This window comes from Streptomyces sp. NPDC038135, assembly GCF_055601245.1.
The window spans coordinates 47338-67445 of sequence record NZ_JBVJXS010000011.1; the positions used below are offsets into that span (position 1 = coordinate 47338).

A 20108-nucleotide genomic window follows, 5' to 3' on the forward strand; every position below is an offset into this window, starting at 1 on the left:
AGCTACCGCTTAGTAATTTCCTGTTGTACCGTTCACCCATGCCAGAAGCAGCTTCCGCCCCCACCGCCTCGCGGGCCGTGACCGGCGACAGCGAGTTCGACCGCGACACGGCGGTCACCCGCCGCGAGAGCGGTGTCTACGACATCGACCTCTCGGCTGGCTGGACCATCATCAACGCCGTCAACGGCGGCTATCTGCTGGCCGTCCTCGGCAGGGCCCTCGCGGACACCCTCCCGCACCCGGACCCCTTCACGGTCTCCGCGCACTACCTGACCGCGTCCCAGCCGGGCCCGGCGGTGGTCCGCACGCAGACCGTCCGCACCGGCCGCACCCTCTCCACGGGCCAGGCCTCGCTGTTCCAGTACGACGACGACGGCAACGAGGTCGAGCGGATCCGCGTCCTCGCCTCCTACGGCGACCTCGCCGCCCTGCCCGACGACGTCCGCACGACGGCCGCCCCGCCGGCGATCCCGCCGCTGGACCAGTGCTTCGGCCCGGAGGACGGCCCCGCCCCGGTCGAGGGCAGCTCCGCCATCGCCGACCGGCTGATGCTCAAGCTGGACCCCGCCACCCTCGGCTGGGCACTCGGCGCGCCCTCCGGCAAGGGGGAGATGCGGGCCTGGTTCGGGCTGGCCGACGGCCGCGACGCCGACCCGCTGTCGCTGCTGCTCGCGGTGGACGCGCTGCCGCCCACCGCCTTCGAGATCGGCCTCAAGGGCTGGGTGCCCACGGTGGAGCTCACCGTCCACGTACGGCACCGCCCGGCCCCCGGCCCGCTGCGGGTGTCGATCACCACCCGCAACCTGGCCGGCGGTTTCCTGGAGGAGGACGCCGAGGTCTGGGACAGCGCGGACCGGCTGGTCGCCCAGTCCCGGCAGCTCGCCCGGGTCAGGCTCGGCTGAGCGGCGTACGGCCCAGCCAGGCCGCCAGCTCCTCGTAGACACCGGCGCCCTCGGGGGCGCCGGTACGGGCGGCGAAGGGGGTGGCGGCGTCCCGGGGACGGGAGTCGGGCAGCACCCTGCGGGCGTTCGCGAGCGAGAACTCGGCCAGCTCCGGGTCGAGTTCGCCCGGATGGCCGAGGGCCTCGGCGAGGTCCCAGGTGTGGGTCACGATCTCCATCACATAGCCCGACAGCGCCGCGTGGCCCGGGACCTCGCCCCACGGCACCCGCACCGTCGACACCATCCGCTCGTCGCTCTCCCAGGCCCTGAGCGCCCGGGCCCTGACCTCGTCGTAGGCCGCCGCCCAGCCGTCGTCGGCGACGCCGTCGGTGGACGGGTCGACGGCGAGCCCGTCACCGCCCTCGCCGACCACCGCGATCCGCCGGGTGCCGCCGACGACATGGCCGAGCAGGCCGCGGACGTCGAACTCCGAACACGGGGTGGGCCGGCCGAGGTCCTCGGGGCGCACGGTCTTGATGAGCGCCGCCGCCTGCTCGGTGGCGCGGACGTAGAGGGGGCGCGGGTCGTTGAACTCGTTCGTCATGACATGCCTCTCGGTGAGTCGGTGCGCCGAGCATCCCCCGATAACCTGACATCCGCCGTCAGCATTTGCGCGGACTCGGGACGCGAGGGGATTCTGGGCGCGTGAAGTCCGACCGGCTGCTGTCGATCCTGCTCCTCCTGCAGACCCGAGGGCGCGTCCCGGCGCGCGAACTGGCCGGCCGGCTCGAGGTGTCGGTCCGCACCATCTACCGGGACGTCGAGGCCCTGTCGGCGTCGGGTGTGCCGGTGTACGCCGAGCGCGGCCGGCACGGCGGCATCGAGCTCCTCGCCGGTTTCCGCACCGACGTCACCGGCCTGACCGCGGACGAGTCCCGGGCGCTGTTCATCCTGGCCGCGCAGGGCGCCCACGCGGCGCTCGGCCTGGACACGGCCCTCGGCTCCGCCCTGCGCAAGGTGATGGCCGCCCTGCCGGCGCCGCACCGGCCCGCAGCCGAGGTCACCAGCCGCCGCATCCTGGTCGACGCCACCCGCTGGCTCGGCGGTCCCCAGCCGGCCGTGGACCTGGAGGTGCTGCAGGACGCCGTCTTCGCCGACCGGCGGCTCCGGCTGCGCTACCGGCACAGCGGGGACCGTGAGCCGTCCACGTACACCGTGGACCCCTACGGCCTGGTCGCGAAGGCCGGTGTCTGGTACCTCGTCGCCGACCGCCGGGGCGCCCCCCGGCTGTTCCGCGCCGACCGGGTGCGCTCGGCCCGGCTGCTCGACGACCCCGTGCGGCGGCGGCCCGGCGTCGAACTCGCCGACGTCTGGGAGGAGCTGCGCCGGCAGGTGGAGGAGCGGCCGGGGGACGGCGTCGACGTCACCGTACGGGTGCGGCGCGAACGCCTCGACATGTTCCGGCGCATGGCCGCCGCGCAGCTGACCGAGGTCCCGGACGACGACGGGGTGAGCGAGTGGGTCACCGCCCGGCTCTCGTACCCGGTGCTGCGCGCGGTGCGCCAGCTGCTCGGCTTCTCCGACCAGGTGGAGATCATCGGGCCGCCCGAGGCGCGCGCCGAACTGCTGCGGGCGATCCGCTCCGTGACGGCCCTGTACGGGGAGGCCGACTCGGACGGCGGCTGAAGTGCCACGTGCGGGAGGGGACTTGAGGCGCGCTTTGCTCGATCGACAGCACCGGCGAGCCCTCGGCGACGAAGGGTCCGCGGTACTCGGCGACCGATGTGCGGTCAGTCCAGCCAGTGGTGGCGGCCGATGCTGATGAGCCGCAGCTGCCGCCGGGCGAGCGCGGTGACGCGCTCCCGCTCGTCCTCCGGCGCTTCCAGCGACTCCAGGAACAGGGAGGCGGTCAGCAGCATCTGGTCGACGTAGAGATGCGCGAGCATCCGCAGGTCGTCGTCGTCCCAGCCCCGCGCCTCGGGGTCGCCCGCCAGCTCGGCCTTCACCTCCTCGGCGAAACGGGCCAGTTGGTCCCGTATGGCCTCACGTACCGGCTGGACTCCGCCATGTCGCTCACGGGCGATAAAACGGACGTGGGCGGGGTACGCGTCGACGTGGCGGGCGATCAGCTCGACGGCGCGCGAGATGCGTTCGGCGCTGTCGCCGGCCGCGGACACCGTCGTCCGCACCATCGGATGGAGGCTGCCCAGCGCCTCGTCGACCAAGGCCACCCCGAGGTCGGCGGTGGAGCGGAAGTGCCGGTAGAAGGCGGTCGGAGCGACCCCGACGGCGCGGGTGACCTCGCGCAGGCCGAGGCTGCTCAGACTCTGCTCCTCCAGCAGTGCGAGCGCCGCGTCCAGGAACGCCTGGCGCGTCTTCTGCTTCTGGGCCTGCCGGATGCCGAGGGTGTGACTCATGTCATCCAGTTAACAACTGTTCTCTGGAATTGGAAAGCCGTGAGACGCGCTAGACTCTAAGTCAGTGAACAACTGTTACTACAACTGTTCACCGAAAGTTCACAAGCGAACAACGCGAGGCAACTCGGAGGGGGGATCTCATCCCATGCTGTTCCTCGTCGCCGCACTCATGCTGCTCGGTGTCGTGCTGGGCACCGTCGCCCACGCGCCGCTGACCGTCACCGCCGCCGCGGCCGCCGTCATCGCCGTCTGGCTCGGCATCTTCGCGATCCGCGAGCGCCACGGCCGCCGCCGCCACACCTCGGCCGACTGACCGTCCGCACCGACTTCCAGGAGCTGAGCACCATGCAACTCACCGCACCGGCCTCGGGCCGCACGGAGAACCGCCCGCGCACGCGGGACGCCGACGGGATGGCCGTGGCGTCCTTCATCCTCGGCCTCCTCGGCCTGCTCGTCCTCAACGTCTTCCTCGGTCCGGTCGCCATCGCGCTGGCCTCGGTCGCCCTCTGGCGCGGCACGGCCCGCCGCGGCCGCGCCTGGCTGGGCATGGCCCTGGGCGTCGCCGACCTGGCCGTCCTGGGTCTCGCGATGGACCTGTCCAACACGGTCTCCTGGAGCCTGTGAGGCGACCGGCGTGCCGCCGTCGCCGCCGGCGCGTCGCCGCCGGGCCCGGCCCCGGCAGGGGTGGGGCGCGCCCGGGGGCAGCCGAGGGCGCCGGGAGAGCGCCGTAGAATCGGCGTCACCATGGCTTACCTCGACCACGCCGCGACGACCCCGATGCTTCCGGAGGCGGCGGAGGCGCTGACCGCCCAGCTGAGCATCACGGGCAACGCCTCCTCCCTCCACGCGTCCGGCCGCCGGGCCCGCCGTACCGTCGAGGAGTCCCGCGAGACCCTGGCGGAGGCGCTGGGCGCCCGCCCCAGCGAGGTGGTGTTCACCTCGGGCGGCACCGAGGCCGACAACCTCGCGGTCAAGGGCCTGTACTGGGCCCGCCGCGCCGCCGACCCGGCCCGCACCCGGGTCCTGGCCAGCCCCGTCGAGCACCACGCCGTCCTCGACGCCGTGCACTGGCTCGGCGAGCACGAGGGCGCCACCGTCGAGTACCTCCCCGTCGACTCCCACGGCCGTGTCCACGCCGACGCGCTGCGCGAGGCCATCGCCCGCGATCCCGGCAGCGTCGCCCTGGCCACCGTGATGTGGGCCAACAACGAGATCGGCACCGTCATGCCGATCCGCGAACTGGCCGAGGCGGCCGCCGAGTTCGGCGTCCCGCTGCACGCCGACGCGGTCCAGGCCTTCGGTCAGGTCCCGGTCGGCTTCGCCGACTCCGGCCTCGCCGCGCTCACCGTGTCGGGCCACAAGATCGGCGGCCCCTACGGCATCGGCGCACTGCTCCTCGGCCGCGAGTACACCCCGGTGCCCGTCCTGCACGGCGGCGGCCAGGAGCGGCATGTCCGCTCCGGCACCCTCGACGTGCCCGCCGTGGCCTCCTTCGCGGTGGCCGGGCGGCTCGCCGCCGAGCAGCGCGAGTGGTTCGCCCGCGAGATCGGCGCCCTGCGGGACCAGTTGGTGGACGCCGTGCGCAAGGCGGTACCGGACGCGATCCTCGGCGGCGACCCGGCGCCCGGCGGCCGCCTCCCGGCCAACGCCCACTTCACCTTCCCCGGCTGCGAGGGCGACTCCCTGCTGCTCCTGCTGGACGCCCAGGGCATCGAGTGCTCCACCGGCTCCGCCTGCACCGCGGGCGTCGCCCAGCCCAGCCACGTCCTGCTCGCCACCGGCACCGACCCCGACCTGGCCCGCGGCACCCTGCGCTTCTCCCTCGGGCACACCTCGACGGAGGCGGACGTGGAGGCGGTCGCGGGAGCCATCGGCCCCGCGGTGGAACGCGCGCGGGCGGCCGGCCTCAGCTGAGAGGCGGCCGCCCGGCCCGGCGCATGCGAAAGACCTACGAAACGGGTTCCCTTCGCCGGTATTGCCCGGATCAGGTGGCTGGGGGTCGCCTTCCGGTCCAGTCCATGCGACCTTCCGGCCTCTCAGTCCTAGCGTCGACGTCGGCCCCGGCGGAAGCCTCGTGCCTCTCGCGGAAGTCGGCTACGCCGCTGTAACTCCCTCACTCGTCCCGTAGGCCTGCTCTCAGCATAGAACTTCTCTTTTCGGGCAAAAAGGGGCGAAGGGAAGATTTTTTCGACCCGTTCACCCCGGCTGCCGCACCAGCCGCATGTAGCGCTTCCAGTCCCAGTGCGGCCCCGGATCCGTGTGGTCGGCCCCCGGCACCTGCACGTGCCCGATGACGTGCTCCCGGTCGGCGGGTATGCCGTACCGGGCGCAGACCGCGGCCGTCAGCCGCGCCGACGCGGCGTACATCGCGTCCGTGAAGGACGAGGCGTCCTCCACGAAGCCCTCGTGCTCGATGCCGACACTGCGCTCGTTGTACTCCCGGTTGCCCGCGTGGAACGCCACGTCGAGCTCCCGTATGAGCTGGGTGACCCGGCCGTCCCTGCGCACGATGTAGTGGGCCGCGGCGCCGTGCGCCGGGTCCTGGAAGGCCCGCACGGCGCTCTGGTAGCCGCCCTGCGTGACGTGGACGACGACGCGGTCGACGGTGTAGTCGTCCGGGCGGTCCGCCCGGCGGTAGTTCGCCGGGTCCGCCGCCACCCAGCGCGCGCCCCGGAAGTCCACCGCCCCGGCCACCCGTGACTTCTCCACCCCGGGCAGCCGCCACCACGCGTGGGACAGCTCCTGCCGGGCCAGCGCCGCGGTGCCCACGGCGGCCGCCAGCCCGCCGATCAGCAGTGCCCGCCGCCCCGGCCGCCGGTCCGTGTCGGTCATGGCCACCCCCGCCTCATGCCTGTCCCGTCCGCTGTGATCGTCAACGGATGCGCGACGGCCGGGGTTCCCGGGGCCCCGTACCCTGGAGGGGTTATGACTGAGACCTCGCAGCGCCCCCTCCGCGTCCTCGCCGCCATGTCCGGCGGCGTCGACTCCGCCGTCGCCGCCGCGCGCGCCGCGGAAGCCGGGCACGACGTCACCGGCGTCCACCTCGCGCTCTCCGCGAACCCGCAGTCCTTCCGCACCGGCGCGCGGGGCTGTTGCACCATCGAGGACTCGCGCGACGCCCGCCGCGCCGCCGACGTCATCGGCATCCCGTTCTACGTCTGGGACCTCGCCGACCGTTTCCGCGAGGACGTCGTCGAGGACTTCGTCGCCGAGTACGAGGCCGGCCGCACCCCCAACCCCTGCCTGCGCTGCAACGAGAAGATCAAGTTCGCCGCGCTGCTGGACAAGGCGCTCGCCCTCGGCTTCGACGCCGTCTGCACCGGTCACTACGCCCAGGTGATCACGCGCGCGGACGGCTCGCGCGAGCTGCACCGGGCCTCCGACATGGCCAAGGACCAGAGCTACGTCCTCGGCGTGCTCGACGAGCGGCAGCTCGCCCACGCCCTGTTCCCGCTCGGCGACACGGTCACCACCAAGGACGAGATCCGCGCCGAGGCCGAGCGCCGTGGCCTCGCCGTCGCCAAGAAGCCCGACTCGCACGACATCTGCTTCATCGCCGACGGCGACACCCAGGGCTTCCTCGCCGGCCGGCTCGGCAAGGCCGAGGGCGACATCGTCGACGAGTCCGGCGCGGTCGTCGGCTCCCACGAAGGCGCCTACGGCTTCACCATCGGCCAGCGCAAGGGCCTGCGGCTCGGCACCCCGGCCCCCGACGGCAAGCCGCGCTACGTCCTCGACATCTCCCCGGTGAACAACACCGTGACCGTCGGCCCGGCCGCCGCCCTGGACGTCACCGCCCTGACCGCGGTCAAGCCGCGCTGGTGCGGCACCGCCCCGGCCGGCCCCGGCACCTACACCGCCCAGCTCCGCGCCCACGGCGGGGAGACCGAGGTGACGGCGGAACTCGTCGACGGCACCCTCGAGGTGTCGTTCACCGAGCCGGTCAGGGGCGTCGCCCCCGGCCAGGCGATCGTGCTGTACGACGGCACGCGCGTGGTGGGTTCGGCGACGATCGCGTCCACGGTGCGGGCGAAGGCCCCGGTGGCCTGACCGCCCGTCCCCGGCTCCCGGGCCGCTACTCCCAGTCCCAGGTCACGCCCACGTGCCCGGGGTGGAACTCGGGCTCCACGATGTGCACCGTGCCGTGCGCGTTCAGCGTGAGGTCGCCGAGGAACTCGGGCGGCGCCTGCACCGAGGGCCGTCCGGCCCGCCGGCACCGCACCGGCAGCGCCGCCCGGTCGAAGGCGACCTGCAGCACGTAGGCGCCGCCCGCGTGGTTGAAGCCCCGGTAGTACTCGTGGCTCGGCCCGCCGGTGCCGTCCTCGAAGCGGTACCGGATCATCGCCGTCTCGCCCGCCGCGAGCCGCGCGTCGAAGAGCAGCTCCACGGCGACGATCCCGGCGTCGGGCGCCCGGCGCACCCGCCCGACCCGGCGGTTCTCCAGGCCCCCCACCCGCATCCGCCCGGTGTCGCAGCCGGTCTCGTCGTGGTCGACGGCGCGGGCGGCCCGTCCGGCCGGTTCTCCGCCGGCGCCCCGGATCGCGCGAACCGGGGAGCGGCTCTCCGGCGGTCCGCGATCGAGGCCGTGCCGCACCTGACCGGCGCGTGCGCCACCGAAGACCCCGGAGCGCGGTGACCTGGCCGCCCGCGTTCCGACGGGTGCGCGCGGGCGACGGCCCCACACGTCGTCCGCCTCGCACCGGGGAGTGGGCCCGGGGAACGGCCCCCACGGGGTCCGGACGCACTCCGAAGCTGCCCGGACCCACCTCGGGGGGTGGGGCCGGGCAGCGACCCCGAGGACGGGGACGGGCCCGGCACACCGCCCCGGCTGGTCCCCGGCCGGTCAGCCGGTGAAGAACTCCGCCAGGACCGGGGCCAGCACCTCCGGCTCCACCGCGTGGGTCTGGCCCTCGAGGGCGCGGTACGTGCCCTGCGGCACGGTCCGGGCGACCGTCTCGGCCGCCTCGCGCAGCCACCCGGGGCTCGCCCCGCCCGCGACCGACAGGACCGGCACGGAGAGGGCGGCCAGCCGCTCCCGGGGCAGCAGTCCGTCACCCAGGACCGCGTCGTCGTAGGCCAGGCTCGGCGCGACGGACTCCATGCCCGCCCACATCGGTGACTCGCGCGCGCTGCGGATCGTCTCCTCGCCGAGGCCCGTCAGCCGCAGGAACAGCTCCACCGCGTCCCCCCGCCGGCCGGCGGAGAGCGCCTCCCGCAGGCGCTCGGTGTACGCCCGCTTCCCGGCGCCGCCGTCCAGGAAGTCGGCGTACGGGACCTCGTACACGGCCGCCTGACGTACCGGCAGGCCGCTCGCCGCCGCCTCGAGCACCAGCGCGCCGCCCGAGGAGACCCCGAACAGACCCGCCGCGCCGCCCACCGCGTCGACCAGCGCGGCCAGGTCCTCCACCTCGCGCTCCACCGCGTACGGCGTCGTGTCGCCGCTCTCGCCGCGGCCCCGGCGGTCGTAGACGACGGCCGTGCAGTGGTCGGCGAGCCGGTGCGCCAGGGGCGCCACGGTGCCGCCGGTGGACATCGCGCCGCTCACCAGGATCACCGTCGGCCCCCGGCCGGTCACTTGGTACGCGAGGGAGGTGCCGTCGCGGGAAGTCGTCTTCTTGTCCATGTCCGTGCAGACTGCCGCACGGCGCCGGACTCACCGGTCACGACACGTCGGTGTCGTGGAGAGTCACGTTTCTTCGACCTCTTCCACTTCGTAGAAGCACAGGTGGTCCTTGATCGCGGCCACGTCCGGCTTCGGGTCCGGATACGCCCAGACCAGGTCGGGCGCATCCGGCAGCGACCAGTAGGAGGCGGTGCCCTTGAAGGGGCAGACGGTGTGGGTGCCGGACGGCGTCAGAAGATCGAGCCGGACGTCCTCGGCGGGGATGTAGTACCGCGCCGGACAGCCCGTCTCGCGCAGGATCAGCGGGCGGTCGGTCTCGGCCAGCACCCGGCCGCCGTGCACCGCGCGCACGCGCCGCCCGCCCTGTTCGATGGTGATCGTGTGTCCTCGGGTCATACCCGGACAGCGCCTGCGGGCCCGGACTTCTTCCCGCGTACGGTGGACGGCATGAACATCTGCGTCTTCCTCTCCGCCGCCGACCTCGACGAGCGCTACACCCGGCCCGCGCGCGAGTTCGCGGAACTGCTCGGCAAGGCCGGCCACACCCTGGTCTGGGGCGGCTCCGACGTCGGTCTGATGAAGGTCGTCGCCGACGGGGTGCACGAGGCGGGCGGCAGGCTGCTGGGCGTCTCCGTGGAGTTCCTCGCGTCGAAGGCGCGCCCCGGCGCCGACGAGATGGTGATCGCCGCAGACCTCGCCGAGCGCAAGAGGCTGCTGCTGGAGAAGGCCGACGCGGTGGTGATCATGGTCGGCGGCACCGGCACGCTGGACGAGGCCACCGAGATCCTGGAGCTGAAGAAGCACGGCCGCACCGAGAAGCCGGTGGTGCTGCTGAACACGGCGGGTTTCTACGACGGGCTCCAGCAGCAGTTCCTCCGCATGGACGCGGAGGGCTTCCTGCCCCGCCCGCTCGCCGAGCTGATGTACTTCGCCGAGGAGCCGGCGGCCGCCCTGGCCCACCTCGAGCAGTCACTGGCGTCCGGCTGATGCGAGCATGGCGGGCATGGCTACTCATGTGATCACCGGGGCCGGTTCCGGCATCGGCGCGGCCGTCGCCCGCCGCCTGCACGCGCGCGGGGACGAGATCGTCCTGCACGCGCGCGACGCGGGCCGCGCCAAGGAGCTGGCGGCCGAGTTCCCCGGCGCGCGCACCCTGGTGGGCGACCTCGCCGACCCCGATAAGCTCTCCTGGGCCTTCTCCCACCAGGCGCTCCCGGAGCGGGTCGACTCGCTCCTGCACATCGCCGGCGTCGTGGACCTCGGCGAGGTCGGCGAGCTGACCCCCAAGTCCTGGCGCCACCAGCTCAACGTCAACCTGATCGCCCCCGCCGAGCTGACCCGGCACTTCCTGCCCCAGCTCCGGGCCGCCCGCGGCCATGTGATCTTCGTCAACTCCGGATCCGGCCTGAACGCCAACGCCGGCTGGTCCGCGTACGCCGCCTCCAAGCACGGCCTGAAGGCGCTGGCCGACTCCCTGCGCCAGGAGGAGCACGGCAACGGCGTCCGCGTCACCTCCGTCTACCCCGGGCGTACGGCCAGCCCCATGCAGGCCAAGGTGCACCAGCAGGAGGGCAAGGAGTACGACGCCTCCCGGTGGATCGACCCCGAGTCGGTGGCGACCACCATCCTCACCGCCCTGGACCTGCCGAGGGACGCGGAGATCAACGACCTGACGGTGCGCCCCGGCCGCTGACCGCCGGTCACCGGGGGCGCGCCGGCTACGTAGGCTTCACCCCGTGGACGACAACATTCGCTTCGGTGCGGCCACCGGGATCGGCTCCATGCCCGGTGGGGACGCCCGGGAGGCCGCCAGGACCGTCACCGGCAGTTTCGAGGACTTCCCCTTCCTGCCCGAGCTGCCCGCGCGCGGGCCCGGCGCCGACATGATCGGGCGCACCGCCGGGATGCTCGTCGAGCTGTACGCGCGCGTGGAGCCCAGCGGCTGGCGGATCGGCGACCGGCCGGGCCGGGACACCAAGCGGGCCCGGTCGTGGCTGGGGGAGGACCTCGACGCGCTGGAGGAGTTCACCCAGGGCCACGAGGGCGACCTCAAGGTGCAGGCCGTCGGGCCCTGGACCCTGGCCGCCGCCCTGGAGCTGAGGAACGGAGAGGCGGCGCTTTCGGACCCGGGCGCCTGCCGCGACCTCGCCGCCTCGCTGGCCGAGGGGCTGCGGCTGCACCTCGCCGAGGTGCGGCGCCGCGTCCCCGGCGCCCGCCTCGTGCTCCAGCTCGACGAGCCCTCGCTCACCTCCGTACTGCGCGGCCAGGTGCGGACCGCCAGCGGCTACCGCACCCACCGGGCCGTGGACCGGCAGGTGGTCGAGGCCACGCTGCGGGACGTGATCGCGGTGCACGACGGCCCGGTCGCCGTCCACTCGTGCGCCCCCGACGTGCCCTTCGCCCTGCTGCGCCGGGCCGGCGCGGACGCGGTCTCCTTCGACTTCTCGCTCCTCACCGGACGTGACGACGACGCCGTCGGCGAGGCCGTGGAGGCCGGCGTGCGCCTGTTCGCCGGTGTCGTGCCCGGCGCGGGCGGTCCATTGTCAGACCCTGCCGGTAGCGTCATGGGTGTCAGGACGCTGTGGCGCAGGCTGGGGCTGCGTCCCGGGCTGCTCGCGGAGGCGGTCACGGTGACCCCGGCGTGCGGTCTCGCGGGTGCTTCTCCCGCGTACGCACGCCAGGTGCTCGCCCACTGCGTCCGGGCGGCGAGGTCCCTCGCGGACAACCCAGAGTAACGGGAGGACGACACGGTGGCCGGCGACAAGCAGCAGGCGGAGACGGCAGTGCCCGCCGAGGCACGGGAGAAGCACGCGCAGCTCGCTGAGCAGATCGAGGAGCACCGCTTCCGGTACTACGTGAAGGACGCCCCGGTCGTCAGCGACGCGGAGTTCGACCAGCTCCTGAAGAGCCTGGAGGAGCTGGAGGAGCGGTACCCGGAGCTGCGCACGCCGGACTCGCCGACCCAGAAGGTCGCCGGGTCCTACGCGACGGAGTTCACCGCGGTCGAGCACCGCGAGCGGATGCTGTCCCTGGACAACACCTTCAACGACGAGGAACTGGCCGCCTGGGCCGACCGCATCGCCCGGGAACTGGGCGAGCAGGAGTACCACTTCCTGTGCGAGCTGAAGGTCGACGGCCTCGCCGTCAACCTCACCTACGAGAACGGCCGGCTCACGCGCGCGGCGACCCGCGGCGACGGCCGCACCGGCGAGGACATCACACCCAACGTCCGGACCATCGCCGACATCCCGGACCGCCTGAAGGGCGACGAGGTCCCCGCCCTGGTGGAGATCCGCGGCGAGGTCTACTTCCCGATGGAGAAGTTCCTCGAGCTCAACGAGCGCCTGGTCGCGGCCGGGGACAAGCCCTTCGCCAACCCCCGCAACGCCGCCGCCGGTTCGCTGCGCCAGAAGGACCCGCGCGTCACCGCCACCCGCCCGCTGCACATGGTGGTCCACGGCATCGGCGCCCTGGAGGGCTTCACCGGCATGACCCGGCTCTCCCAGGCCTACGGCCTGCTGAAGACCTGGGGCCTGCCCACCTCCCCGCACAACCGGGTGGTCGACGACCTCGACGGCGTCCGGGAGTTCATCGCCCACTACGGCGAGAACCGGCACTCCGTGGAGCACGAGATCGACGGCGTCGTCGTCAAGCTGGACGAGCTGCGCCTCCAGGGCCGCCTCGGCTCCACCGCGCGGGCCCCGCGCTGGGCGATCGCCTACAAGTACGCCCCGGAAGAGGTCAACACCAAGCTCATCGACATCAAGGTGGGCGTCGGCCGCACCGGCCGGGTCACGCCGTACGCCCAGGTCGAGCCGGTCACGGTCGCGGGCAGCGAGGTCGAGTTCGCCACCCTGCACAACCAGGAGGTCGTCAAGGCCAAGGGAGTGCTCATCGGCGACACCGTCGTGCTGCGCAAGGCCGGTGACGTCATTCCCGAGATCCTCGGTCCGGTGGCCGACCTGCGCGACGGCGGCGAGCGGGAGTTCGTGATGCCGGGCGAGTGCCCGGAGTGCGGCACCCCGCTGCGGCCCATGAAGGAGGGCGACATCGACCTCCGCTGCCCCAACGCCCGTACCTGCCCGGCCCAGTTGCGCGGGCGCCTGTCCTATCTCGCGGGCCGCGAGTGCCTGGACATCGAGCACTTCGGCGACGTGGCCGCCGCCGCGCTGACCCAGCCGCTGGAGCCGGCCGACCCGCCGCTGGTCGACGAGGGCGACCTGTTCGACCTGACGGTGGAGAAGCTGCTGCCCATCAGGGCCTATGTGCTGGACCCGGACAGCGGCCTGCCCAAGCGGGACCCCAAGACCGGCGAGGACAAGGTCGTCGCGGTCTTCGCCAACCAGAAGGGCGAGCCGAAGAAGAACACGCTGGCGCTGCTGGAGAACATCGAGGCGGCGAAGACCCGTCCGCTCGCCCGCTTCCTGAACGGGCTGTCCATCCGGCACGTCGGCCCGGTCGCGGCTCAGGCCCTCGCGCGCGAGTTCCGCTCGATCGACCGCATCGAACAGGCCACCCAGGAGGAGCTGGCCACCACCGACGGCGTCGGCCCCATCATCGCCACCGCCCTCAAGGAGTGGTTCGCCGAGGACTGGCACCGCGAGATCGTCCGCAAGTGGAAGGCGGCCGGCGTCCCGCTGGAGGACGAGTCGTCCGGCGAGGACGAGGGCCCGCGTCCGCTGGAGGGGCTCACCGTCGTCGTCACCGGCACCCTGGAGAACTTCACCCGGGACGGCGCCAAGGAGGCGCTGCAGAGCCGCGGCGCCAAGGTGACCGGTTCGGTGTCGAAGAAGACCTCGTTCGTGGTCGTCGGCGACAACCCGGGATCCAAGTACGACAAGGCGATGCAGCTCAAGGTGCCCGTGCTGAACGAGGCGGGTTTCGGCGTCCTGTTGGAGCAGGGGCCCGACGCGGCGGCCGAAGTGGCGCTTCCGACCGAGGAGTAGCGGTTGAAGGCCACCCGATCGGTGCATATCAGATGCATACGGGTGGCCCGGGCGCATTCGGGCAACCGTCGACGACCGCTGCCCGAGGAAGCCTTCTGCGGCCTACTGTTGAGGTGTGCGCCTGCCGTGCCCCCAAGCGGTCGGGGCATCCCCCCTGCCCGCCAGGGGCGCGGGGAGAGGATTGCCGGGCGCGGAGCCGCTGATGGTTGTCGGGCACCGGGCCGCGTGGCGTGGGCACCGCCGGCTGTGAGAGGGACGGGAATGGAACCGACCGAGAGCGCCGCCCCGCACGCACGGCTGCGCCTGCGCCGCCGTGCGGGCGCGTGGCGGGCGGCCCGGTGGACGGGACGGGGCGCCGCACGCACCCCCGCCCTGCCCCGCCCGGCCCGAGCGGGCGCCGCGCCCGAGTCGCACCCCACGGTCCCGCCGGCCGCCGAGGCCGCCCGGACACCGTCCGGCGCCGACCCCGAACGCCTGCCGCCCTGGCCCGCGTCGCACGCGGCCCTCGTGGCCGCCGCCGCGCTCTCCCTCGCCGCCGGCTTCTACCGCGCCTTCGCCGGCCACCACGCCCTGTTCCCGTGCGAGACGCCGGGCTGGTCGCTGGCCGTGCTCACCGGCATCATCGTCGGCCACCTCGTGATGCTCGGCCGCGCCCGCTGGTGGGGCGGCACGGGCTCCGGCGCGGCCCTCACCCTGGCCGTCCTGCTGCTGTACGGCTGGATGCCGGCCGGGATGGTCAGCCTCACCGTCGTCGTCCTGGTCGGCATGGCCAGGCGGCAGCGCTGGCGGCAGGGCGTGCTGCACGGCGCGGTCGACATCCTCGGCATCGGCGCCGGCGCCCTGGTCCTGAGCTTCTTCGGGCGCGTGCCGAGCGTCGAGGAGCCCTGGCGCCCCGACAGCTGGGGCCTCACCACCGCACCGGAGGTGGTGTTCGTCGCGGCCGCCTACCTCGCGGTCAGCCGCGGCCTGCTGTGGTACTCGCACGCCCCGCGCGGCGGCCCCCTGCCCACCGTCGCCCGCTCCGCCCTGGTCCGCCAGGGTCTGCTCGCCGTGGCGCTGCTCGGCATCGCACCTCTGGTGTGCGTGGTCGCCGACGCGCGGCCGATCCTGCTGCCGCTGTTCGCCATCCCGCTGATCGCCCTCGACTCCACGCTGTGGATGGCCCGGGCCCGCGCCGAGGAGCAGTTGCGCGACCCGCTGACCGGGCTGCCCAACCGGCAGTGGCTGCTGGAGCGGATCTGGACCGCCCTGGACGACGCCGAGCGGATCGGCGCCCGCGCCGCGCTCATGCTGATCGACCTCGACCGGTTCCGCTCAGTCAACGACACCCTCGGCCATCTCGCCGGCGACCGGCTGCTGCTGCAGATCGCCGACCGGCTCCGCCAGGCCCTGCCGCGCGGCGCGGAGGCCGCCCGGCTCGGCGGCGACGAGTTCGCCGTCTTACTGCCCGTCGCGGACTCCACCACCTCGGCGACCCGCGTCGCCCGCGGCCTCGTCGCGGAACTCAGCTCCCCGCTCGACCTCGACGGCCTCACCCTCGTCCTGGAGGCCAGCGCCGGCGTCGCCGTCTTCCCCGACCACGCGCTGGACGCCGAAGGCCTGCTGCGGCGGGCGGACGTGGCGATGTACCAGGCGAAGCGGGACCGCACCGGCGTCGAGGTCTACGAGTCCAAGCGGGACTCCAACACGCCCGACCGGCTGGGCCTGCTGGGCGACCTGCGCCGGGCGCTGGACGCCCACGAGGTGCAGTTGCACTACCAGCCCAAGGTGCGGTTCGACGGGCAGGTCGCGGGCCTCGAGGCGCTGGTCCGCTGGGTGCACCCCGAGCGCGGGAAGGTTCCGCCGGACGAGTTCATAGCGATCGCCGAGTCCTCCGGTCTGATGCCCCATCTGACCGAGTACGTGCTGGAGACCGCTCTCGGGCAGGTCGCCGCCTGGCGGGCGCAGGGGCTGCGGGTGCCGGTGGCGGTCAACGTCTCCCCGCGGGACGTGCACACGCCCGGCTTCGCCGGCTCGGTCGCCGCCCGCCTGGCGCGGCACGGGGTCCCGGCCGGGGCGCTCCAGCTGGAGATCACCGAGCACGTCCTGCTGGAGGATCCGCAGCGGGCCGCCGACACCCTCGCCGCGCTCACCGGGCACGGCGTGAAGATGTCTCTGGACGACTTCGGCACCGGCTACTCCTCGCTGGTGCACCTGCGCCGGCTCCCGGTCAGCGAGCTGAAGATCGACCGTTCCTTCGTGGCCCGGCTGGCCGTGGACACCGAGGACGCGGAGATCGTGCGCTGCACGGTCGACCTGGCGCACTCGCTCGGGCTGCTGGTCGTCGCCGAGGGCGTGGAGGACGACGAGACCTGGGAGCGGCTGCGGGACCTGGGCTGCGACGCGGTGCAGGGCTGGCTGGTCGCCGCCGCGATGCCGCCGGACGAGACGACCGCGTGGCTGCGGGCCCGCGGGGCGCAGGGCTGGCAGCGGCCGCGGGCCGCGCTGCCGGCCGCCGAGTAGCGGCCGCGGGCGGTCAGCCCGCCGCGAAGTGCCCGACCAGCAGGGCCAGTCGGCGCTCGTGCGCCTCCTCCGGCAGCCGTCCGCTGCGCATCAGCGTCACCTGCCCGTGCAGCGCCGCCCAGAACGTCTCCGTGAGCAGACCCGGTTCGTCGCCCTCCGCCGCGACCGGCTCCACCGCGAGCAGCAGCTCCCCGAACGCGTCCTGCAGCGGCGCCGGCGCCTCAGGCGTGGCGAACGGCAGGTCCACCAGGTGGGTGAACATCGCGTCGTAGAGGGCCGGCCGGCGCCGCGCGAAGGACGTGTACGTCCGCGCCACCGCCGCCAGTGACTCCCGTGCGCCCCGGGCCCCGGCGCGTGCCGTGCGCAGCTCGTCCGCCAGGTCGGCGCAGCCCTGCACCGCGACCGCGGCCATGATCGCGCCCTTGCCCTTGAAGTGGCTGTAGAGGACGGGCTGGCTGTACTCGATCTCGGCGGCCAGCCGGCGCGTGGTGACCGCGTCCCAGCCCTCCGCCTCCGCGAGTTCCCGTGCGGCCGTGACGATCAGCCGCTCGCGTTCCGCTCGTTCGCGCTCTCGGCGCGTCTGGATCGACATGACTGTGATTCTAGCACTGCTAGTGTTTCTATCGACGATCTGCTAGCGTCGCTTTCATCACTAGCACTGCTAGCAAGGAGAGATGACATGACCGTCACCGCGTACACCCTGGCTGTCGTGCTCGACCTGTTCTGCCTGTTCCTCGGCTACCGCTTCCTGTTCCGGCCCGGGCCCGCCGCGGCCGGGTACGGCGTCGCGGCCGACCCGGCCGGCGACGCCGGGGCGTACCTCACGATCAAGGGCCTCAGGGACGGCGCCTTCGGCGTGCTGGGCCTGGTGCTGCTGGCCTTCGCCGGAGCGCGGGCGGAGGCCTGGTTCATGCTCTGCGTGGCGCTCGTGCCGCTCGGTGACACGCTGATAGTCCTGCGGCACGGCGGTGCGCGGGCCGTCGCGTTCGGCGTCCACTTCGCCACGGCGGCCGTCGTGCTGATCAGCGCCGCGCTGCTCTTCCTCGTCTGACCACGGCGCCACCGTCACCAGGGGGTTCGAAGATGTCGCTGTTCGTTCCGAAGTTCGACGAGACCGTGATCGTCCGCGAGGCCGAGGCCGAGGTGGTCGGCCGCGCGCCCATCACCATCCGCCTGCTGGCCGACAGCAGCGCGACCGGAGGCGCCCTGTCCACCCAGCGCGTCACCCTCCGGGAGGGCGCCGACGGCGCCAAGCCGCACTGGCACGACAACTCCGCCGAGATGTTCTTCCTGCTCGACGGCGCCGCCGACATTCTCTCCGGCGACGACGTCGTCACCGCGGGACCGGGCGACCTCGTCGTCGTACCGCCCGGCAGGCCGCACGCCTTCGCCGCCGTACCCGGAGCCGACGCCGACCTGCTGATCGTCCTCACCCCGGGCGTCGAACGCTTCGAGTACTTCCGCCACCTCCGGCGCATCGCCGTCGGCGAGGCCACGCCCGAGAGCCTGCTGGAGGTGCAGGAGCTGTACGACAACCACTTCCTGAGCAGCCGCGCCTGGGACGCCCGGCGCCACTGAACCCCAGGCGTCGCCGCCGTGGGGCGGGGGCACGGGCAAACCGTTTCACGGGCACCGCCCCCCGCCCCATAGGATTGAGCCCAAACCACACACACTCACCCCAGAGGAACGCTGCATGCCTGGCATCACGCGCGAGGAGGTCGCCCACCTCGCCCGGCTGGCGCGTCTGGAGCTGAAGCCCGAAGAACTCGACCACTTCGCGGGCCAGCTCGACGACATCATCGGCGCGGTCGCCCGCGTCAGCGAGGTCGCCGACCAAGACGTACCGCCGACCTCCCACCCGCTGCCGCTGACGAACGTCATGCGCGCGGACGAGGTCCGTCCCTCGCTCACCCCCGCGCAGGCGCTCTCCGGCGCCCCGGCCCAGGAGCAGCAGCGTTTCAAGGTGCCGCAGATCCTGGGGGAGGACTGACCATGACGGACAGCAACATCATCAAGCTCACGGCGGCGCAGACCGCCGAGAAGATCGCCTCCGGCGAGCTGACGGCCGTCGAGGTCACCGAGGCCCACCTCGCCCGCATCGAGGCCGTCGACGAGAAGGTGCACGCCTTCCTGCACGTCGACCGCGAGGGCGCCCTCGCCCAGGCCCGCGCCGTGGACGAGAAGCGGGCCCGCGGCGAGAAGCTCGGCCCGCTGGCCGGCGTCCCGCTCGCGCTCAAGGACATCTTCACCACCGAGGGCGTGCCGACCACCGTCGGCTCGAAGATCCTCGAGGGCTGGATCCCGCCGTACGACGCGACGCTCACCAAGCGGCTGAAGGCCGCCGACGTCGTCATCCTCGGCAAGACCAACATGGACGAGTTCGCCATGGGCTCCTCCACCGAGAACAGCGCCTACGGCCCCACCGGCAACCCCTGGGACCTCACCAAGATCCCCGGCGGCTCCGGTGGCGGTTCCTCCGCCGCGCTCGCCTCCTTCCAGGCCCCGCTCGCCATCGGCACCGACACCGGCGGCTCCATCCGCCAGCCGGCCGCCGTCACCGGCACCGTCGGCGTGAAGCCCACCTACGGCGCGGTCTCCCGCTACGGCATGGTCGCCTTCTCGTCCTCCCTGGACCAGGGCGGGCCCTGCGCCCGCACGGTGCTGGACGCGGCGCTGCTGCACGAGGTCATCGCCGGTCACGACCCGCTCGACTCGACCTCCATCGACGCCCCGGTCCCGCCGGTGGTCGAGGCCGCGCGCAACGGCAGCGTCGAGGGCATGCGGATCGGCGTCGTCAAGCAGTTCCGCGGCGAGGGCTACCAGGCCGGCGTCGTGCAGCGCTTCGACGAGTCCGTGGAGCTGCTGAAGGAGCTGGGCGCCGAGATCGTCGAGCTGGACTGCCCGTCCTTCGACCTCGCGCTCTCCGCGTACTACCTGATCGCGCCGTCCGAGTGCTCCTCCAACCTCGCCCGCTTCGACGGCCTGCGCTACGGCCTCAGGGTCGGCGACGACGGCGGCCACTCCGCCGAGGAGGTCACCTCCCTCACCCGTGAGGCGGGCTTCGGCCCCGAGGTGAAGCGGCGCGTCATGCTCGGCACCTACGCCCTGTCGAGCGGTTACTACGACGCCTACTACGGCTCCGCGCAGAAGGTCCGCACGCTCATCACGCGTGACTTCGAGAAGGCCTTCGAGCAGGTAGACGTCATCGTGTCGCCGACCACGCCGACCACCGCCTTCGCGATCGGCGAGCGCGCCGACGACCCGATGGCGATGTACCTGGCCGACCTGTGCACCATCCCGACCAACCTGGCGGGCAACGCGGCCATGTCGCTGCCCTGCGGCCTCGCCCCGGAGGACAACCTCCCGGTGGGCCTGCAGATCATCGCCCCGGCGCTCAAGGACGACCGGCTGTACAAGGTCGGTGCCGCCGTCGAGGCCGCCTTCGTGGAAAGGTGGGGGCACCCGCTGATCGAGGAGGCTCCGTCGCTGTGAGCGCACTGAACAAGGCCAAGGGCTTCAAGAAGTCGAAGTCCGGCACGTACCTGTCGATGGCCGGGACCGCGTTCAGCGCGTTCGGTGTGGCCAAGCAGATCAAGAAGGCGCGCGCCGAGCAGGACACACTCCGGCTGATCGACGCCACCGTGTCCGCCGTCGCGATCGTCACCGGCCTCGCCATCCTCTACCGCGAGCTGAAGCGGCTGGGCGACGACGACGTCCTGCTGGGCTGAGAGGGAAGTTT

Annotated in this window: 23 protein-coding genes; 16 read left to right on the top strand and 7 right to left on the bottom strand. The window is 73.2% G+C overall.

The window, feature by feature from the left end:
* Positions 1-38 precede the first annotated feature (38 nt).
* Positions 39-902, top strand: coding sequence for a thioesterase family protein (locus tag ACZ7JA_RS29355; protein ID WP_351664535.1), 864 nt, complete (start codon positions 39-41; stop codon positions 900-902).
* Here the strand turns inward: ACZ7JA_RS29355 and ACZ7JA_RS29360 are convergent.
* Positions 889-1485, bottom strand: a complete 597-nt coding sequence (locus ACZ7JA_RS29360; protein ID WP_401132385.1) for a TIGR03086 family metal-binding protein — start codon at positions 1483-1485, stop codon at positions 889-891. The two genes, ACZ7JA_RS29355 and ACZ7JA_RS29360, sit on opposite strands and share 14 nt — an antisense overlap.
* 101 nt (positions 1486-1586) lie before the next feature.
* Here ACZ7JA_RS29360 and ACZ7JA_RS29365 point away from each other — a divergent pair, with 101 nt between their 5' ends.
* Positions 1587-2567 carry a helix-turn-helix transcriptional regulator gene (locus ACZ7JA_RS29365; RefSeq protein WP_389450758.1) on the top strand — a complete coding sequence of 327 codons (981 nt, stop codon included), beginning with the start codon at positions 1587-1589 and terminating at the stop codon, positions 2565-2567.
* A 104-nt stretch (positions 2568-2671) separates the two neighbouring features.
* Here ACZ7JA_RS29365 and ACZ7JA_RS29370 read toward each other — a convergent pair whose 3' ends face one another.
* Positions 2672-3298: a TetR family transcriptional regulator gene (locus ACZ7JA_RS29370; RefSeq protein WP_351664529.1), complete on the bottom strand. Its 627-nt coding sequence runs from the start codon at positions 3296-3298 to the stop codon at positions 2672-2674.
* 145 nt (positions 3299-3443) lie between these two features.
* On the opposite strand from ACZ7JA_RS29370, the gene ACZ7JA_RS29375 reads away from it, so the two are divergent.
* The 3 genes from ACZ7JA_RS29375 to ACZ7JA_RS29385 all read left to right on the top strand — a co-directional run bounded on the left by ACZ7JA_RS29375 (position 3444) and on the right by ACZ7JA_RS29385 (position 5212).
* On the top strand, positions 3444-3611 hold the full coding sequence (locus ACZ7JA_RS29375; protein ID WP_351664527.1) for a hypothetical protein: 168 nt from the start codon (positions 3444-3446) through the stop codon (positions 3609-3611).
* A gap of 32 nt (positions 3612-3643) precedes the next feature.
* The gene (locus tag ACZ7JA_RS29380) at positions 3644-3922 is read left to right on the top strand and encodes a DUF4190 domain-containing protein (protein ID WP_351664525.1); all 279 of its coding nucleotides are present in this window, start codon (positions 3644-3646) and stop codon (positions 3920-3922) included.
* A 120-nt stretch (positions 3923-4042) separates the two neighbouring features.
* Positions 4043-5212, top strand: a complete 1170-nt coding sequence (locus tag ACZ7JA_RS29385) for a cysteine desulfurase family protein (protein WP_403675444.1) — start codon at positions 4043-4045, stop codon at positions 5210-5212.
* A 282-nt stretch (positions 5213-5494) separates the two neighbouring features.
* Here ACZ7JA_RS29385 and ACZ7JA_RS29390 read toward each other — a convergent pair whose 3' ends face one another.
* Positions 5495-6130, bottom strand: coding sequence for an N-acetylmuramoyl-L-alanine amidase (locus ACZ7JA_RS29390; RefSeq protein ID WP_389305042.1), 636 nt, complete (start codon positions 6128-6130; stop codon positions 5495-5497).
* A gap of 93 nt (positions 6131-6223) precedes the next feature.
* Here ACZ7JA_RS29390 and mnmA point away from each other — a divergent pair, with 93 nt between their 5' ends.
* Positions 6224-7348, top strand: a complete 1125-nt coding sequence (gene mnmA / locus ACZ7JA_RS29395; protein WP_393441578.1) for a tRNA 2-thiouridine(34) synthase MnmA — start codon at positions 6224-6226, stop codon at positions 7346-7348.
* A gap of 25 nt (positions 7349-7373) precedes the next feature.
* On the opposite strand, the gene ACZ7JA_RS29400 is transcribed toward mnmA, so the two are convergent.
* The 3 genes from ACZ7JA_RS29400 to ACZ7JA_RS29410 all read right to left on the bottom strand — a co-directional run bounded on the left by ACZ7JA_RS29400 (position 7374) and on the right by ACZ7JA_RS29410 (position 9317).
* Positions 7374-7892 carry a hypothetical protein gene (locus ACZ7JA_RS29400; RefSeq protein WP_470811404.1) on the bottom strand — a complete coding sequence of 173 codons (519 nt, stop codon included), beginning with the start codon at positions 7890-7892 and terminating at the stop codon, positions 7374-7376.
* Between the two features lie 249 nt (positions 7893-8141).
* A complete protein-coding gene (locus tag ACZ7JA_RS29405) occupies positions 8142-8921 on the bottom strand; it encodes an alpha/beta fold hydrolase (RefSeq protein WP_389305037.1) in 780 nt (259 codons plus the stop codon).
* A 63-nt stretch (positions 8922-8984) separates the two neighbouring features.
* On the bottom strand, positions 8985-9317 hold the full coding sequence (locus ACZ7JA_RS29410; RefSeq protein WP_389305035.1) for a DUF427 domain-containing protein: 333 nt from the start codon (positions 9315-9317) through the stop codon (positions 8985-8987).
* A 51-nt stretch (positions 9318-9368) separates the two neighbouring features.
* Here ACZ7JA_RS29410 and ACZ7JA_RS29415 point away from each other — a divergent pair, with 51 nt between their 5' ends.
* From ACZ7JA_RS29415 to ACZ7JA_RS29435, 5 genes are all read left to right on the top strand, one after another.
* Positions 9369-9908, top strand: a complete 540-nt coding sequence (locus ACZ7JA_RS29415; protein ID WP_351664511.1) for an LOG family protein — start codon at positions 9369-9371, stop codon at positions 9906-9908.
* 7 nt (positions 9909-9915) lie between these two features.
* On the top strand, positions 9916-10614 hold the full coding sequence (locus ACZ7JA_RS29420) for an SDR family oxidoreductase (protein WP_351664509.1): 699 nt from the start codon (positions 9916-9918) through the stop codon (positions 10612-10614).
* Positions 10615-10657: 43 nt separating this feature from the next.
* On the top strand, positions 10658-11656 hold the full coding sequence (locus ACZ7JA_RS29425; protein WP_470811407.1) for a methionine synthase: 999 nt from the start codon (positions 10658-10660) through the stop codon (positions 11654-11656).
* Between the two features lie 15 nt (positions 11657-11671).
* Positions 11672-13867, top strand: a complete 2196-nt coding sequence (ligA, locus tag ACZ7JA_RS29430; protein WP_450742854.1) for an NAD-dependent DNA ligase LigA — start codon at positions 11672-11674, stop codon at positions 13865-13867.
* Positions 13868-14128: 261 nt separating this feature from the next.
* Complete coding sequence (locus ACZ7JA_RS29435) at positions 14129-16369, top strand: putative bifunctional diguanylate cyclase/phosphodiesterase (RefSeq protein WP_351664503.1); 2241 nt, start codon at positions 14129-14131, stop codon at positions 16367-16369.
* Positions 16370-16382: 13 nt separating this feature from the next.
* Here the strand turns inward: ACZ7JA_RS29435 and ACZ7JA_RS29440 are convergent, their stop codons facing one another.
* The gene (locus ACZ7JA_RS29440; protein ID WP_351664501.1) at positions 16383-16961 is read right to left on the bottom strand and encodes a TetR/AcrR family transcriptional regulator; all 579 of its coding nucleotides are present in this window, start codon (positions 16959-16961) and stop codon (positions 16383-16385) included.
* 87 nt (positions 16962-17048) lie between these two features.
* On the opposite strand from ACZ7JA_RS29440, the gene ACZ7JA_RS29445 reads away from it, so the two are divergent.
* From ACZ7JA_RS29445 to ACZ7JA_RS29465, 5 genes are all read left to right on the top strand, one after another.
* Positions 17049-17420 carry a DUF4267 domain-containing protein gene (locus tag ACZ7JA_RS29445; protein WP_351664499.1) on the top strand — a complete coding sequence of 124 codons (372 nt, stop codon included), beginning with the start codon at positions 17049-17051 and terminating at the stop codon, positions 17418-17420.
* 32 nt (positions 17421-17452) lie between these two features.
* The gene (locus ACZ7JA_RS29450) at positions 17453-17947 is read left to right on the top strand and encodes a cupin domain-containing protein (protein ID WP_470811410.1); all 495 of its coding nucleotides are present in this window, start codon (positions 17453-17455) and stop codon (positions 17945-17947) included.
* Between the two features lie 115 nt (positions 17948-18062).
* Positions 18063-18359 (top strand): Asp-tRNA(Asn)/Glu-tRNA(Gln) amidotransferase subunit GatC, encoded by a 297-nt coding sequence (gene gatC / locus ACZ7JA_RS29455; protein WP_018544665.1) that lies wholly within the window; start codon positions 18063-18065, stop codon positions 18357-18359.
* Positions 18356-19861 carry an Asp-tRNA(Asn)/Glu-tRNA(Gln) amidotransferase subunit GatA gene (gatA, locus tag ACZ7JA_RS29460; RefSeq protein WP_351664616.1) on the top strand — a complete coding sequence of 502 codons (1506 nt, stop codon included), beginning with the start codon at positions 18356-18358 and terminating at the stop codon, positions 19859-19861. The genes gatC and gatA overlap by 4 nt, the downstream gene beginning before the upstream one ends.
* Positions 19858-20097 (top strand): hypothetical protein, encoded by a 240-nt coding sequence (locus ACZ7JA_RS29465; RefSeq protein WP_351664495.1) that lies wholly within the window; start codon positions 19858-19860, stop codon positions 20095-20097. Before gatA ends, ACZ7JA_RS29465 begins: the two co-directional genes overlap by 4 nt.
* Positions 20098-20108 lie beyond the last annotated feature (11 nt).